This window comes from Pseudomonas sp. A-RE-19, assembly GCF_019956555.1.
Lineage (GTDB): Bacteria > Pseudomonadota > Gammaproteobacteria > Pseudomonadales > Pseudomonadaceae > Aquipseudomonas.
On the sequence record NZ_JAHBDQ010000070.1, the window covers coordinates 74,179 to 90,116 of the forward strand.

The window sequence follows — 15,938 nt, forward strand, 5'->3', positions numbered from 1 at the left end:
CCGCCCCCTCGACGAGAAGGTTCTCATGTTCGAACGCCTGATCCAGTTTGCCATCGAGCAGCGCATCATTGTGCTGCTCGCCGTTTTGCTCATGGCCGGCCTCGGCATCGCCAGTTATCAAAAACTGCCGATCGACGCCGTGCCCGACATCACCAACGTCCAGGTGCAAATCAACACCGGTGCCGCCGGGTTTTCGCCGCTGGAAACAGAGCAACGCATCACCTTCCCGATTGAAACCGCCATGGCCGGTTTGCCGGCGCTGGAGCAGACCCGTTCGCTGTCGCGTTCGGGGCTGTCGCAGGTCACGGTGATCTTCAAGGACGGCACCGATCTGTTCTTCGCCCGGCAACTGGTCAACGAGCGCTTGCAGATCGCCAAGGAGCAATTGCCCGAAGGCACCGAAGCGGTGATGGGGCCGATTTCCACGGGGCTTGGCGAGATTTTCCTGTGGACGGTGGAAGCCAGGGAAGGGGCGCTCAAGGACGACGGCTCGGCCTACACACCGACCGATTTGCGGGTGATTCAGGACTGGATCATCAAGCCGCAATTGCGCAACGTCCCCGGTGTGGCCGAGATCAACACCATCGGCGGTTTCGCCAAGGAATACCAGATCGCCCCCGACCCGAAACGGCTGGCGGCTTACAAACTGACCCTCACCGATCTGGTCACGGCGCTGGAACGCAACAACGCCAACGTCGGCGCCGGTTACCTGGAGCGCAACGGCGAGCAGCTGCTGATTCGTGCGCCCGGGCAGGTGGCGAGTACCGAGGACATCGCCAATATCGTGATGGCCAACGTCGACGGCACGCCGATCCGGGTCAAGAACGTCGCGACCGTGGACGTCGGTCGCGAACTGCGTACCGGTGCCGCTACCGAAAACGGTCGCGAAGTGGTGCTCGGCACCGTGTTCATGCTGATCGGTGAAAACAGTCGCACCGTCTCCCAGGCAGTGGCCAGCAAGCTTGAGCAGATCAATCGCTCGCTGCCTGAAGGTGTGGTCGCCGTCCCGGTGTATGACCGCACGCACCTGGTGGACAAAGCCATCGCCACGGTGAAAAAGAACCTGGTGGAAGGCGCGATTCTGGTGATCGCGATTCTGTTCCTGTTCTTAGGCAACATCCGCGCCGCGCTGATCACCGCGATGGTCATCCCGTTGTCGATGCTGTTCACCTTCACCGGCATGTTCAGCAACAAGGTCAGCGCCAACCTGATGAGCCTCGGTGCCCTCGACTTCGGGATCATCGTCGATGGCGCCGTGGTAATCGTCGAAAACACCCTGCGGCGGCTGGCCCATGCACAGCAACATCACGGGCGTTTGCTGACCCGTTCCGAGCGTTTCCACGAAGTCTTTGCAGCGGCCAAAGAAGCACGCCGACCGCTGATCTTTGGCCAGTTGATCATCATGGTCGTGTACCTGCCGATCTTCGCCCTGAACGGTGTCGAAGGGAAAATGTTCCACCCGATGGCCTTCACCGTCGTGATTGCGCTGCTGGGCGCCATGCTCTTGTCCGTCACCTTTGTCCCGGCAGCCATCGCGCTGTTCGTCACCGGCAAAGTCAAAGAAGAGGAAGGGGCGGTCATGCGCGGCGCGCGGCGAGCCTATGCGCCGGCGCTGGCCTGGGTGATGTCTCATCGCGCCGTGGCGGTGGGCGCGGCGCTGGGTGTGATTGTGCTCAGCGGCGTACTGACCAGCCGCATGGGCAGCGAGTTTGTGCCGAGCCTCAGTGAGGGCGACTTTGCCCTGCAAGCCTTGCGCGTGCCGGGCACCAGCCTGACCCAGTCGGTCGATATGCAGCAGCGCCTGGAAACCCTGATCCTGGGCAAAGTGCCAGAAGTCGAGCGCGTGTTCGCCCGCACCGGCACCGCCGAAATCGCCTCCGACCCGATGCCGCCGAACATCTCCGACAGCTACGTGATGCTCAAACCGAAAGAGCAGTGGCCGGACCCGGGCAAGTCTCGCCAGACCCTGATGGCCGAACTGCAACAAGCCGCTGCGACGCTGCCGGGCAGCAACTATGAATTGTCCCAGCCGATCCAGTTGCGCTTCAACGAACTGATCTCCGGCGTGCGCAGCGACGTGGCGGTCAAGGTGTTCGGCGATGACATGGACGTGCTCAACGCCACGGCTGCGAAAATTGCTGCTGCCATGCAGAAGGTCAATGGCGCGTCCGAGGTCAAGGTCGAGCAAACCACCGGCCTGCCGGTGCTGACCATCAACATCGACCGCGACAAGGCGGCGCGATACGGGCTCAACGTCGGCGATGTGCAAGACACCATTGCGGTGGCGGTCGGCGGGCGTAAAGCCGGGACGCTGTATGAAGGCGACCGGCGTTTCGACATGGTGGTGCGTTTGTCCGATGCCATGCGCAAGGACATCGAAGGTCTGTCGGTGTTGCTGATTCCAGTGCCGGCGCCGCTCAATGGGGCTGCCGATCAGATTGGTTTTATTGCGTTGAAGGAAGTCGCCAGCCTCGATCTGGTGCTGGGCCCGAATCAGGTCAGCCGTGAAAACGGCAAGCGCCTGGTGATTGTCAGCGCCAACGTTCGCGGTCGTGACATCGGTTCGTTCGTTAAAGAAGCGGGCGAGGTGATCGAGCGCGATGTTCAGGTTCCGGCCGGTTACTGGACCCGTTGGGGTGGGCAGTTCGAACAGTTGCAATCGGCGGCCAAACGCTTGCAGATCGTGGTACCGGTCGCGTTGCTGTTGGTGTTCGGGCTGCTGTTCATGATGTTCAACAACCTCAAGGACGGCTTGCTGGTGTTCACCGGGATTCCGTTTGCGTTGACGGGCGGCGTCATGGCGTTGTGGTTGCGGGACATTCCGTTGTCGATTTCGGCGGGTGTCGGATTTATTGCGCTGTCGGGGGTGGCAGTGCTCAACGGTCTGGTGATGATCGCGTTCATCCGCAACCTGCGGGAGGAGGGGCGCTCCCTTGGCGACGCGATCAACGAAGGCGCGCTGACGCGGCTACGACCGGTGTTGATGACGGCGCTGGTGGCGTCCCTGGGCTTCATTCCCATGGCGTTGGCGACGGGCACTGGCGCCGAGGTGCAACGTCCTCTGGCGACGGTGGTGATTGGCGGGATTCTGTCTTCGACCATTTTGACGCTGCTGATATTGCCGGTGCTGTATCAGTTGGCGCATCGGCGTGAGGAAGATGTGACACCGGCTAAGTAGGTGATCCCTGTGGGAGCGAGCCTGCTCGCGATGGCGCAAGTCCATTCAACATCAATGTTGACTGACCCACCGCTATCGCGAGCAGGCTCGCTCCCACAGGTTTTTGCGCCAGATAACGGATATGTAATTTGCGCGCCACCGTCACGAAAGGTTCGGATTGTTACCTTGATCCCGTTAGTTAATTAAACGAGGAATCAAACATGAAATTTGCACAACTGAGTGCCTTTGCAGTGGCGTTGGTAATGTCTTCTCTGGTCATGGCTGAAGGCGGCGGTGACAGAACTTTCGAGAAAATGATGGCGGCCAATGACCGCTCCATGGAGCTGTTTGTTGCCAAGGAACAGGCACGTGATCCCGTCGTCGTGAATGAAAAGAAAAACGACAAGAACCAAGACTTGTAAGCGCGTCGCACTTGAACGAGCCCGTCATCGATTGCCGATGCTGGGCTTTTTTTTTGAGCCCGGATTTGAAGGTATTGGATATGAAAGTTGTTAAGTGGATGGCGTTCGTCGGCGTGATGGCGATGTCATTGAATGCGCTGGCAGAAGGCGGCGGTGACAGGACGTTTGAGAGGGCGTTCAATGCCAACGCCAAAGCCATGGAGCAGTACGCTGCCAGCCAGGGAAAACCTGCGCCGGTGGTGAAAGACTACGCATACGGAATGAAGCTGGACGTGGTCAAAGTGGTGAGCATTGTGCGGCCGCAAGATGCCTGCACCGCAGTACCCACCGCCATGACCTACGAAGATTCTCAGGGCCAACTCAACACCATCAAATACACAGTGGCAGGCGATTGCCGCAAACGCGGTGGCTAACACCGCTTCCCTCTCTGCAAATGCGGCAACTGACACCGCTTTCCTTCCTGCAAATGCGGCAACTGATGTCGGCCCCCCCTGTAGGAGCTGCCGAAGGCTGCGATCTTTTGATTTTGCTTTTAAAGATCAAGATCAAAAGATCGCAGCCTTCGGCAGCTCCTACGCGTGTGTATTTCAATTCGGGATGTTTAACGGATGTGGCGCAAGTACAGAAGCTTCCCACAATGTTTTCAGGTTGTCCGTCGGACGTCCGGTCTCTAGCCTGTGTTCGTCGCTGCCAATTCAGCGACCGGGCCTGGAAACCCCGGAGGTAAGAGAGCACAAAAGCGCCTTTCATAACGTATGCTTGCGCACCTTCATGGTGTGCACTCCGTTATGGCGGCTGTGCGTGGGAGACCTTCGGGTCGACCGGGTCGCTCGCTCCCGGGTTTCCAACCTGCGTACAGCTGCCACCCATTCGCTTGGAAACCGAACGGGCCAGCTGCAACTATCAAAGAGAGAGAAACATCATGAAAAAACCAACACCAAATCCTCCCGAAACAGAAGCCGGCGCAACGTCCCCCGACACCACCATCAACTCCAAAAAACTCGACGAAGCTGCCGAACGTGCGCTCGATTACTACCTGAACCCTACCGCCCACGTCATGGCCACGCCCTACACCCCTAACCAGATGTATTTCGCCAATCCCAAAGCCGACACCGAATCCCTGCTGACCAATGCCAGCGAGTCATTGTCCTCGGCCACGGTCATGCTCGGTGACTTCGCCGCGCTGCTGGAAGGCACCCACCGCAAGACTTTGTTGGGTATTGCACAAGTGGTCATGTTGGGCGAACTGGCGGTGAATCAGGCGTTGGATAACGTCGAGCCGGGTGAGTAACTCTCCCACAACGCAATCCCTGTAGGAGCTGCCGAAGGCTGCGATCTTTTGATTTTGCTTTTCAAGATCAAAAGATCGCAGCCTTCGGCAGCTCCTACGCGTGTGTATTTCAATTCGGGATGTTTAACGGATGTGGCGCAAGTACAGAAGCTTCCCACAATGTTTTCAGGTTGTCCGTCGGACGTCCGGTCTCTAGCCTGTGTTCGTCGCTGCCAATTCAGCGACCGGGATTGGAACCCCGCGGCTCCACTGAAAGCAAAAGCGCCTTTCATGACGTATGCTTGCGCACCTTGATGGTGTGCACTCCGTTATGGCGGCTGTGCGCGGGAGACTTCGAGTCTGTCGGGTTTTGCTCAGTGGCCCGGGTTCCAACCTGCGTACAGCTGCCACCCCTTCGATTGGAACCGAACGGGTCAGCTCCAACCATCACACTGAGTACCAAAATCATGAAAAAGCCAACACCCAACCCTCCCGAAGCAGACGCCGTTGCGGACGCCGACTCAACGTCCCCCTACACCACCATCAACTCCAAAAAAAAAAACTCGACGAAGCTGCCGAACGTGCGCTCGATTACTACCTGAACCCTACCGCCCACGTCATGGCCACGCCCTACACCCCTAACCAGATGTATTTCGCCAATCCCAAAGCCGACCCCGAATCCCTGCTGACCAATGCCAGCGAGTCATTGTCCTCGGCCACGGTCATGCTCGGTGACTTCGCCGCGCTGCTGGAAGGCACCCACCGCAAGACTTTGCTGGGTATTGCACAAGTGGTCATGTTGGGCGAACTGGCGGTGAATCAGGCGTTGGATAACGTTGAGGTGACTGCCTAGGTGTTGAGCAATGTGGCGAGAGTTTTGTTTCTCGCCACATTTAGATGAGCGTCGACCGTATATCAGAAAGCTACACGCGTATATGCATTAGCTATACGGTCGGTATAGAATCGATTCCGACGCCGCCTTCATGGCTTCACACCTAAAACGTTAGATCTCACGTTAAGCAGCATGGCCCAAGTCTCTCCGGGCCACTCAAGGAGTCAAAAAAATGAAAAGCAAATACATGCTGATGTGCTAATGCCATAAGGAGGCTCCGGCTCCAACATCACCTACCCAGATGGGAAACAGAACAATGTCCACCACAGCTGAAAGCGTTGAAAAATCCAAACCCGTTCCAATCAACATGAGAGCGGACGAAAAGAAACGTAACTTGATCGATCTGGCAGCTGCCATGTCCGGTCGTGATCGCACAAGCTTTATCCTGGAAGCAGCGTGTCAAAAAGCTGAAGAAGTGATTCTGGATAAACGATTGTTCCTTCTCGACGACGTTGCATTTGACGCATTCGAACAGGCTATTGAAGCCAACCCGGCCCGAGGTAACGAATGCCTGCACCAACTGCTCGCACGTCCAAAGCGGTGGAGCTGACCGCACCCGAAAGACTTAACGATCATCACGAGCTTGATGACTTCGATTCGGGTGAAGTGTCCATCGATCAATACCTGCAAAAGAAGGCACGAAAGGCGCAAGCCGCTAAACAGGCGGTTGTTTATGTCAGCTGCCGCAAAGCCACGTCGATCGTGATGGCTTATTACACTCTGTCGAGCGGTTCAGTCGCTCGTGCCAACGTCATGCCGAAAAGTCATCAACGCAATTCACCAAGCGTCCATCCAGTGACGCTACTAGGGCGTATGGGAGTAACACGCGAAGCTCAGGGTGAGGGTTTCGCCATCGACTTGCTGCAGGATGCGATTGAGCGAGCCATCAACGCATCCCAATCTATCGGCTCGAGCGCAATCATCGTCCACCCACTTAACGACCGCCTGTCAAATTTCTACATTAAGTACGCGGGATTTATTCCGTGCCCAGGCATTTCCCCTATTACCCTGATGCTGCCGCTGCGCTAGCACTCGATGTTGTCGCAATAGCGGGTTGATTATGCCGAGAGTGCAGCATGGGTACTGAGTCAGGTCGCGATCTACGGTAGCTTGCAGCTGGCAATCCTAGGGTATAAAAAAGGCGCCCCGAAGGACGCCAAAAGATTCACCTCTTACCAAAGGAGCAAGGAGCTTCTAAAGGTGAATTTGCATTAACCGTGAAATCAGAGAATCGCCAGCGGATATTCGACAATCACCCGCACTTCATCCAGATCCGACTCAAATGCCGTGGCGCGGGTTGTGGCCTGGCGCAGGCGCAAGGACATGTCTTTCAGCGAGCCGCTCTGCACCACGTATTTGACTTCGATGTCGCGCTCCCAGCGCTTCTGGTCGGTCAGCGGGTTGCCGTCGGCATCGCGACGCATGTACACGGCGTTGGCGTTGGAGTAGTCGGCGTCGGTGCCCCGGGCGTAACGGGTCATGAACGACAACCCCGGCACGCCATAGGTCGTCATGTCGAGGTCGTAGCGCACCATCCACGAACGTTCCTTGGGCGAGTTGAAGTCGCTGTACTGGATGGAGTTGTCGAGGAAGATCGAATCGGACTGGCGCAGATAATCGAAATCGTCATTGCCGTTGTTGCGCTGGTGCGACAGCGCGAAGGAATGGGCACCGAGTTTCACGCCGACGCGGCCGCTCCAGATGTTGTTGTCGAATTCGCCGAGCAACTTTTTGCCTTCGTCGACAGCCTTGTAATAGCTAAGGCCGCCAAACAGTGACAGGTCATCCGACAGTGGGTAAGTCCATGCGGTGCCAGCGTAGTACTGATTCCAGGCATCCTTGAGACGGCTGGAATACAGGCTGAAACTGAGGTTCTTGTTCAGCGAGTAGTCACCGCCGAAATAACCGATCCACGGCGAATTGACCGGGCCGGCATAGAAGGTCGCGAAGTTCTCGCGCATGTCGCTGGACACCGGTTGGCTCATCGCATGCAGTCGACCGCCCTGGACCGACAGACCCTCGACGCTGGTGTTGGTCGCCGTGACGCCGCGGAAACTTTCCGGCAACAAACGGGAGTCACCCGCCGCCACGACCGGGGTGGCGGGGAACACATCGCCCACCTTGATCACCGTATCAAAGGCGCGCACTTTGGCGGCGCCACCGAACTTGGTGTATTCGTCCCGCGCTTCGCCGTCACTGTTGACCGGCAGCACATCAAACGAACTGCGGCCACCGTTGCGACCGTCACCGGTGTCGAGCTTCAAGCCGATCATCGCAAACGCATCAACACCGACCCCGACGGTGCCTTGGGTGAAACCGGATTCGAACTTGCTGATGACCGCGTGGGCCCAGGCTTCGGAATAACCGTTGCCGGTGGGACTGGACTGGCCGTTGCGGTGATCACGATTGAAGTAGACGTTGCGGTTGAGCACCGTCAGGCTACTGCCCTCGATAAACCCCTCGGCTTTATCTTCCGCCAACACCATGGACGGCCCGGAGCCGACAACCACCGCTAAAGCGGCCATCGACATTTTTGTATTGTTAACCATCAATCACTCCTTGGGTTCGGCAGAACGGGAACGTGCTTCGGCGCAGGTTTTATTGTTCGGCGGGCAAGGGCCCGCCGGCATGGTCGCCGGGTGACATCGTTGCAAGCTGCGGATAACGCCAAGGTGATGGGGGAATTACAATTTCGTCATGTGGGTGGAATGACAACCCTGCACGTTCAGGTCAGCGCTGCGAGTTGTTCGATTGTTTGCGGAAAGCGTTCAACCAAGCGGATCAGTGTCGTGGCTTGGGCATTTGGTGTTGCCCGTCCCTGTTCCCAGTTTTCGAGGGTTCGGGTGTTGGTGCGTAGATACATGGCGAACACCGACCGGGAAAGATTGAGCTGTTGACGGATGGCTACCACTTCCTCGGCAGTGATGGGTACCAGTTCCGGCAGCTTGACCTTGTGGGTCCGCAGCGTGACCTTGCCTTGGCGCTCGTCAGCCAAGGCTTCGAGGCCTTCCATCAGTTCGGAAAAAATGTCACGTTTCATAGTGGGTTCTCGTGTTGATTTCTCTATCCAGCGTTTGTCTGAAAAGTTTTTTCTGGTCAGGCGACAGATCTTCTTGCTCGTTTTTGCTATACACGGTGAACAGCCAGAATTGATCGAAACCTGACCACCAGTAATAAATCACCCTAAGCCCGCTACGCTTGCCTTTGCCGCGACGTTGATCAAAAAAGCGGATTTTTCGCAGTCCGCCCGTGCCTTCAATGAGATCGCCCGCTTCGGGGTTTTTTAGCAGCTCCAACTGAAAGCTGCGAAACAGATCGTCATCCAGATAGTCATCGCGGTGTTTCTGAAACGCAGGTAATTCGATAAAAAGAGCATCCATGTTTTGTACGTCACCTACGTATAGTGTTGTCTTGATAATCGAATAGGTCAAGGCATCGAAGCCATCCTTTTCGTCCCCCGTTTTCAAGGTAGACCTCGGTCGTAAAAACGCCTGTAGGACGAAGCGACCAGTCCGGTGAGAATTTTCGTGTAGTGCTGGGGGAGGGGGACTTCGCAATTGACTCATCGGTTCATCCACAGCACTATCTGTCGATGAATGATCTACGCCGAATGAACATGATGTGTTCCTCTATGACCGCTTCCGGTGGGCCATAAGGTCATACGTGCTTGGCATTTGACGTGTTACCCAAAGCCCCGCCAGAGATGGACGGGGCTTTTTGATTCTCCGTCTGCACATGGCTGATGGAGAGTGAAATGTTCGAAATTAGAAAAGCTACCCAAAGCGACGCGCAGACTGCATTCGACATACGGCTGCTAGCCATCCGACATCAATGCATCGGTGCCTATACCGAGAAGCAAATGCTGACTTGGACATCGGGGTCAGCTGAGGACGGTTACTGCGCGCTCATGGAAAAGTATTTCTATCTGGGGTGCGTTCAGAGTGAGCCAGTGGCGACAGGCATGCTGGATCTGGAGAACCGCGAAATCGGTGCAATCTTTATACATCCTGACTTTATGCAACGAGGTTTGGGCAAGCGCGTCGTGGGCTTTCTCGAAGATCTGGCGCGGGATCTTGGCTTGGCGGAAGTCCGCCTAGATGCGACTTTGAATGCCGCCGACTTTTATCGACGCTGTGGTTACATTGGGGAGGAACCTGCGGTTTACCATTCCCCCTCCGGTCTTCAACTGGCCTGCGTTCCTATGGTGAAGAAACTGTGAAGGTTTCGGAAGCGGCCTGAGAAACACCGCATAATTCGGCGCCTGAAGCTCCGATCTCAAAACGCAAAAACGGCACCCGAAACGTGCCGCTCTCATTTGTGCCTGTTCCATTGCTATCGCGAGCAGGCTCGCTCCCACAGTTGATTTCCGTCTATCGCATAGTGTGTGTCCGCAGCTGATTCGATGTGGGAGATTCTATGTTGCAGGGCAACCCTGCAACTTCAGGCTGGTTGGTATTCACTCTGATTTTTCATCAGGGCAATGCCACACGGCAGTGTTCCGGGCAAGGGTCACCAATGTCTGAGCTTTCGAGACGCCTCATTCTTGAGTGCCTTCAAAAGCATTGAGCAAGTCGTCCGGTAGTGAGGCGTCATAGTCTTCGGGAAGCACCAGTTTGCCTTTCATCGCACCGATACGCTGGCCGCAGGGTTTTCCCGCCGGAACCAGACGCGCAAGAGCCCGACCATGTTTGGCAATCGTGATGATCTGCCCGGCGGCTGCGTCGTCGACGAGTTTGGACAGATTTTTTTTGCTTCGGCCAACGGAACGACGATGCCACGGTTCATTGTTCTTTCTCGCGTTGATTTATCTATCCAGCCAGTCATTCAAGATAGAGCCAAGTGCGCAGTGCTGGATGTAGGACGGAACGGACATTCCCGCGCGAACTTTCGGGGATTGCAGAAGGGAGGGAAGGGCAGCAGTAACAAATCCCACAAACGCAAAAACGGCACCCGAAGGTGCCGTTTCTGTTTTCTGCCGAGTACGCCTAAGCGATCAACCCGCCAACCCCGACTGTTGAACCAGGTTCAGCAGCGGCTGTGGATACAGGCCAAGGAAGAACGCCAGTACTGCAATCGCCAGCAGCATCACACCGCCTGCACGTTGTTCCCAGTGCAGTTGCGCATCGTGGCGACGCAGGTTCGGTTCGATCAGGTACAGGGTGACCATCACGCGCAGGTAGTAGAAGACGCCGATGGCGCTGCCCAGTACCAGAGAACCGACCAGCCACCATTGGTGCGACTCGACGCCGGTGGCGATGATGTAGAACTTGCCGATGAAGCCCGCGGTCAGCGGGATACCGGCCAGGGACAGCATCATCACGGTCAGGACGGCGGTCAGGTACGGACGGCGCCAGAACAGGCCGCGGTATTCGTACAGGGCGTCCGCGTCACGGCCGTTGTACGGCGAGGACATCAGGGTGATCACACCGAACGCGCCGAGGCTGGTGATCACGTAGGTGACCAGGTACACGCCGATGGCTTCCACGGCCAGGCCTTTGCTCGCCACCAGGGCGATCAGCAGGTAGCCGAAGTGAGCGATGGACGAGTAACCCAGCAGACGCTTGAGGTTGCTTTGGGTCAGTGCCAGCAGGTTACCGAACAGGATCGACGCGATGGCGATGATGGTCAGCACGTCGCTCAGCACGCCGCTGCTCGCCGCTGGCGAGATCTGGAACAGACGCACCATCACCGCGAACACAGCGACTTTCGATGCGGTGGCCAGGAACGCCGCCACCGGAGCCGGAGCCCCTTCATAAACGTCCGGGGTCCAGAGGTGGAACGGCACCAGCGACAGTTTGAACGCCAGGCCGATCAGCATCATGCCCAGGCCCATTTGAGCCAGCGAACTTGGCAGGCCAGTGGCCGCCAAGGCCTGGCCGATACCGACGAAGCTCAGGCTACCGGAGTCGGCGTAGAGCAGGGCCATGCCGAACAACAGGAACGCGGAACCGGCGGCCGACAGCACCATGTACTTGATGCCGGCTTCCAGCGAACGCTTGTTGAAGAAGGCATACGCCACCAGACCGTAGACCGGTACCGAGAGCAGTTCCAGACCGACGAACAACCCGGCCAGGTGCTGCGCGCTGACCAGTACCAGGCCACCGGCGGCGGCCATCAGGATCAGCAGGTAAAGTTCTTCACGGTTGCCCGGGTAACCCGAACCGCCATCGCCGAGGTAGGCGTGGGCGAGGGTGACACAAGCGAGGGTGGCGACCAGGATCAGCGCCATGTACAAGCAGGCGAACGTGTCGATCTGCAGCAGTGGAGTCACGGCCAGCGGCGCGACTTTCAGGGCTGGCAGGATCGACAGCAACGCCAGGTTCAGACCCGCCACGGAAATCAGGAAGGTCTGCGAGTGGTTGCGGCGCCAGGCGATTGCCAGCATCACCACGATGATCGTGGCGCTGGTGATCAACAACGGCGCAAGCGCGATAAAGTGTTGAGTCGTGAATTCCATAGCGCTCTTACCGGGCCGAAGCGAGTTGAGTGAAGGCGGTGCCGAGCCACTGCTGCACGCCATGCATCGTAGCGGCAGAGGTATCGAGGAACGGTTGCGGGTACACGCCGATGTAGAGCAGCAGTGCCGCAAGCCCAACCACCATGATCAGTTCGCGACCGTCCATGCCATGCAACACCGCGTCCGATTTGGACGGGCCGAAGTAGGCACGGTGGATCATGATCAGCGAGTAGACCGAACCGAACACCAGGCCGGACGTCGCAATCACAGTGACCCATGGGGCGCTGGCGAAGGTGCCGATCAGAATCAGGAACTCACCGACAAAGTTACCGGTCGCCGGCAAGCCCAGCGACGCGGCGGCGAAGAACAGGCTGAGAGCCGGCAGGTAAGCGATCTTCGACCACAGGCCACCCATCTCACGCATGTCGCGGGTGTGGGTGCGCTCGTACAGCTGACCGGAGAGGATAAAGAGTGCTGCCGCCGACAGACCGTGCGCCAGCATCTGCATCACCGCGCCCTGCAGCGCCAGTTGGCTGCCGGAGTAGATGCCGATCAGCACGAAGCCCATGTGGGAAACGGACGAAAAGGCAATCAGACGCTTGATGTCGGTTTGCGCGAAGGCCAGGAACGCACCGTAGAAGATCCCGATCAGACCCAGGGTCATGGCGAACGGCGCGAACTCGGCCGAGGCATTCGGGAACAGCGGAAGGGCGAAACGCAGCAGACCGTAAGCAGCCGTCTTCAACAAGATACCGGCCAGGTCCACGGAACCCGCGGTCGGTGCCTGGGCGTGAGCGTCAGGCAACCAGGAGTGGAACGGCACCACGGGCAGCTTGACCGCGAAGGCGATGAAGAAACCGAGCATCAGGATGTACTCGGTGGTCATCGACATCTTGGTTTTCAACAGATCGGCGTAGTTGAAGGTAATCACGCCAGTGTTGTTGAAGTTGACCAGGACCAGACCCAGGATCGCCACCAACATGATCAGGCCGGAAGCCTGAGTGAAGATGAAGAACTTGGTCGCCGCGTAGATCCGGGTTTTCTTGCCGTCCGAAGAACTGTGACCCCAGAGCGCGATGAGGAAGTACATCGGCACCAGCATCATTTCCCAGAAGAAGAAGAACATGAACAGGTCGAGGGCGAGGAACACGCCGACGACACCGCCCAGGATCCACATCAGGTTCAAGTGGAAGAAGCCCACGTGACGCTGGATCTCTTTCCACGAGCAGAGTACCGAGAGGACACCCAGCAGACCGGTCAGCAGGATCATCAACAGCGACAGGCCGTCGAGGGCCAGGTGCACGTTGATGCCGAAGCGCTGGATCCAGACGTGCTTGAACTCAAGCGCCCAGGTCGGGTCGGCGCCAGGCGCCGGGGCAAATGAATAATCACCGTTGGCCCACAGCCAGAGGCCGAGGGAGAGCAACAGGGACATGGTGATCAGCGCAATCCAGCGGGGGAGGGTGGCGCCGAAGCGCTCACCCATCCAGCACAGCAGGCCGCCGATGAAGGGGATCAGGATTAGCCAGGGCAAAATCATGACGGGCTCGTTTCCTTTCGCAAGTTCGCAAGGTTCATATCAGACCGCTACCAGCACGACGGCGCCGATTACCAGCACGGCACCAGCAGCCATCGAGGCGGCATACCAACGCAATTGACCGGTCTCGGTGCGGCTCAGGGCGGTGTGACCGCCTTTGGCCATACGCGGGATCAGACCGATAGTCTGGTCGAGCGGGTCTTTGCGCAGTACATGGCTGATCGCAAGGTAAGGCTTGACGAACAGTTTGTCGTAGATCCAGTCGAAGCCCCAGGCAGCGAACCACCAGGCCGAAAGGAAGCGGCCGACGCCGCTGTTGGCGATGGCGGTGACGAAGCGGCGCTTGCCGAGGAACAGTAGCGCGGACAGCAGGATACCGGCCAGGGCAATGGCGCCCGACGCGATTTCCAGACTGTGCTTGGCTTCGCCGCCGGCATGGCCGACGCTTTCCGGCAGTACATCGTGCAGCGGTGGAACGATCATCGCGCCGACGAACGTCGACAGTACGATCAGCACCGACAGTGGCAACCAGTGAGCGATACCGTGACCGGCGTGTGCTTCGGTCTTTGCTTCACCGTGGAACGCGATGAAGATCAGGCGGAAGGTGTACAGCGAGGTCATGAAGGCACCGACCAGACCTGCATACAGCAGACCCTGGTTACCGCTGGCGAACGCTTCCCAGAGGATTTCGTCCTTGGAGTAGAAGCCTGCGGTCACCAGAGGCAAGGCCGCCAGGGCCGCGCCGCCGACGATGAAGCTGGTGTAGGCCAGCGGCAGTTTCTTCCACAGACCGCCCATCTTGAAGATGTTCTGCTCGTGGTGGCAGGCAACGATCACCGAACCGGACGCAAGGAACAGCAGTGCCTTGAAGAAGGCGTGGGTCATCAGGTGGAAGATCGCGCCATCCCATGCACCCACGCCCAGGGCCAGGAACATGTAGCCGATCTGGCTCATGGTCGAGTAGGCGAGGATACGTTTGATGTCGGTCTGAACCAGTGCGGCAAAACCTGCCAGCACCAGCGTCACGCCACCCACGACACCCACCAGGTGCAGGATATCCGGCGCCAGGGCGAACAAGCCGTGAGTACGGGCGATCAGGTAGACACCGGCGGTCACCATGGTCGCGGCGTGGATCAGTGCCGAAACCGGGGTAGGGCCGGCCATCGCATCCGCCAGCCAGGTTTGCAGCGGCAGTTGCGCGGATTTACCGACAGCGCCGCCCAGCAGCATCAGGGTCGCCAGAACGATCCAGAAGTCGCCGGCCTTGAAGTGCTCAGGCGCCTTGACCAGCAGTTCCTGGATGTTCAGCGTGCCCAACTGCTGGAACAGGATGAACAGGCCGATGGCCATGAACACGTCGCCGACGCGGGTGACGATAAAGGCTTTGAGTGCCGCGTTACCGTTGTTGCGGTTGCTGTAGTAGAAACCGATCAACAGGTACGAGCACAGGCCCACGCCTTCCCAGCCGAAGTACACGAACAGCAGGTTATCGGCCAGGACCAGGAACAGCATGCTGGCGATAAACAGGTTGGTGTAGGCGAAGAAGCGCGAGTAACCGGCTTCACCGCGCATGTACCAGGACGCGAACAGGTGGATCAGGAAGCCCACGCCCACCACCACACCGAGCATGGTCACGGACAGACCATCCAGGTACAGGGCGAAGTTCGGCGTAAAGCCTTCCACCGCCATCCATTGCCACAGTACGTGGGTGTAATGACCACCCTCGGGTGGCGCAACGTTGAACTGCCAGATCACATAAGCCGCGACGATTGCCGACAGGCCGATGGAACCGACGCCGATCAGCGCCGAAAGGTTTTCCGAGAAGCGACCGCGTGAGAACGCCAGCAGCAGGAAACCTATGAGAGGGAATACGAAAGTCAGATAGAGAAGGTTCATCCGCGCATCTCACTGGCAGCGTCGATATCGAGCGTGTGGAAGCGGCGATACAGTTGCAGCAGGATCGCCAGGCCGATACTGGCCTCGGCGGCTGCCAGGCTGATCACCAGGATGAACATGATCTGTCCATCCGGCTGCGCCCAGCGGCTACCGGCAACGATGAACGCCAACGCGGAGGCATTCATCATGACCTCCAGGCTCATCAGCACGAAAAGAATGTTGCGCCGGACCATCAGGCCGACCAGACCGAGGCAGAACAGGATGCCGGCAACCGCCAGACCATGCTCCATAGGGATAGCAGGCATCG

Annotated in this window: 15 protein-coding genes and 1 pseudogene; 8 read left to right on the top strand and 8 right to left on the bottom strand. The window is 58.1% G+C overall.

Annotation, left to right across the window (positions count from 1 at the left end; genetic code table 11):
• Positions 1-25: 25 nt before the first annotated feature.
• The 7 genes and pseudogenes from KGB14_RS25770 (at position 26) to KGB14_RS25800 (ending at position 6,770) form a co-directional block, all read left to right on the top strand.
• Entirely contained in the window at positions 26-3,178 is a 3,153-nt protein-coding gene (locus KGB14_RS25770) for a CusA/CzcA family heavy metal efflux RND transporter (protein ID WP_223489900.1), read from the top strand.
• A gap of 200 nt (positions 3,179-3,378) precedes the next feature.
• Positions 3,379-3,579 carry a co-regulatory protein PtrA N-terminal domain-containing protein gene (locus KGB14_RS25775; RefSeq protein ID WP_223489902.1) on the top strand — a complete coding sequence of 67 codons (201 nt, stop codon included), beginning with the start codon at positions 3,379-3,381 and terminating at the stop codon, positions 3,577-3,579.
• An 80-nt stretch (positions 3,580-3,659) separates the two neighbouring features.
• Positions 3,660-3,992 carry a DUF2790 domain-containing protein gene (locus tag KGB14_RS25780; RefSeq protein ID WP_223489904.1) on the top strand — a complete coding sequence of 111 codons (333 nt, stop codon included), beginning with the start codon at positions 3,660-3,662 and terminating at the stop codon, positions 3,990-3,992.
• 509 nt (positions 3,993-4,501) lie between these two features.
• Positions 4,502-4,870 (top strand): DUF6124 family protein, encoded by a 369-nt coding sequence (locus KGB14_RS25785; protein ID WP_223489906.1) that lies wholly within the window; start codon positions 4,502-4,504, stop codon positions 4,868-4,870.
• Between the two features lie 446 nt (positions 4,871-5,316).
• Positions 5,317-5,702, top strand: a pseudogene (locus KGB14_RS25790) (DUF6124 family protein).
• A 295-nt stretch (positions 5,703-5,997) separates the two neighbouring features.
• On the top strand, positions 5,998-6,291 hold the full coding sequence (locus KGB14_RS25795) for a DUF1778 domain-containing protein (RefSeq protein ID WP_223489909.1): 294 nt from the start codon (positions 5,998-6,000) through the stop codon (positions 6,289-6,291).
• Positions 6,249-6,770: a hypothetical protein gene (locus KGB14_RS25800; RefSeq protein WP_223489911.1), complete on the top strand. Its 522-nt coding sequence runs from the start codon at positions 6,249-6,251 to the stop codon at positions 6,768-6,770. The genes KGB14_RS25795 and KGB14_RS25800 overlap by 43 nt, the downstream gene beginning before the upstream one ends.
• A 194-nt stretch (positions 6,771-6,964) precedes the next feature.
• On the opposite strand, the gene KGB14_RS25805 is transcribed toward KGB14_RS25800, so the two are convergent.
• From KGB14_RS25805 to KGB14_RS25815, 3 genes are all read right to left on the bottom strand, one after another.
• Entirely contained in the window at positions 6,965-8,290 is a 1,326-nt protein-coding gene (locus KGB14_RS25805) for an OprD family porin (protein WP_223489913.1), read from the bottom strand.
• 176 nt (positions 8,291-8,466) lie between these two features.
• Entirely contained in the window at positions 8,467-8,781 is a 315-nt protein-coding gene (locus KGB14_RS25810) for a helix-turn-helix domain-containing protein (RefSeq protein ID WP_223489915.1), read from the bottom strand.
• The gene (locus KGB14_RS25815) at positions 8,771-9,121 is read right to left on the bottom strand and encodes a type II toxin-antitoxin system RelE/ParE family toxin (protein WP_223490197.1); all 351 of its coding nucleotides are present in this window, start codon (positions 9,119-9,121) and stop codon (positions 8,771-8,773) included. The genes KGB14_RS25810 and KGB14_RS25815 overlap by 11 nt, the downstream gene beginning before the upstream one ends.
• Before the next feature lie 374 nt (positions 9,122-9,495).
• Between KGB14_RS25815 and KGB14_RS25820 the strand changes: the two genes are divergently transcribed.
• The gene (locus KGB14_RS25820) at positions 9,496-9,960 is read left to right on the top strand and encodes a GNAT family N-acetyltransferase (RefSeq protein ID WP_223489917.1); all 465 of its coding nucleotides are present in this window, start codon (positions 9,496-9,498) and stop codon (positions 9,958-9,960) included.
• A 318-nt stretch (positions 9,961-10,278) separates the two neighbouring features.
• Here KGB14_RS25820 and KGB14_RS25825 read toward each other — a convergent pair whose 3' ends face one another.
• From KGB14_RS25825 to nuoK, 5 genes are all read right to left on the bottom strand, one after another.
• Positions 10,279-10,545 carry a type II toxin-antitoxin system Phd/YefM family antitoxin gene (locus KGB14_RS25825; protein WP_223490199.1) on the bottom strand — a complete coding sequence of 89 codons (267 nt, stop codon included), beginning with the start codon at positions 10,543-10,545 and terminating at the stop codon, positions 10,279-10,281.
• Positions 10,546-10,734: 189 nt separating this feature from the next.
• Complete coding sequence (gene nuoN, locus KGB14_RS25830) at positions 10,735-12,198, bottom strand: NADH-quinone oxidoreductase subunit NuoN (RefSeq protein ID WP_223489919.1); 1,464 nt, start codon at positions 12,196-12,198, stop codon at positions 10,735-10,737.
• Positions 12,199-12,205: 7 nt separating this feature from the next.
• On the bottom strand, positions 12,206-13,738 hold the full coding sequence (nuoM, locus tag KGB14_RS25835; protein WP_223489921.1) for an NADH-quinone oxidoreductase subunit M: 1,533 nt from the start codon (positions 13,736-13,738) through the stop codon (positions 12,206-12,208).
• A gap of 39 nt (positions 13,739-13,777) precedes the next feature.
• The gene (nuoL, locus tag KGB14_RS25840) at positions 13,778-15,631 is read right to left on the bottom strand and encodes an NADH-quinone oxidoreductase subunit L (protein ID WP_223489923.1); all 1,854 of its coding nucleotides are present in this window, start codon (positions 15,629-15,631) and stop codon (positions 13,778-13,780) included.
• Positions 15,628-15,936, bottom strand: a complete 309-nt coding sequence (nuoK, locus tag KGB14_RS25845; protein WP_007946416.1) for an NADH-quinone oxidoreductase subunit NuoK — start codon at positions 15,934-15,936, stop codon at positions 15,628-15,630. Before nuoK ends, nuoL begins: the two co-directional genes overlap by 4 nt.
• Positions 15,937-15,938: the final 2 nt, after the last annotated feature.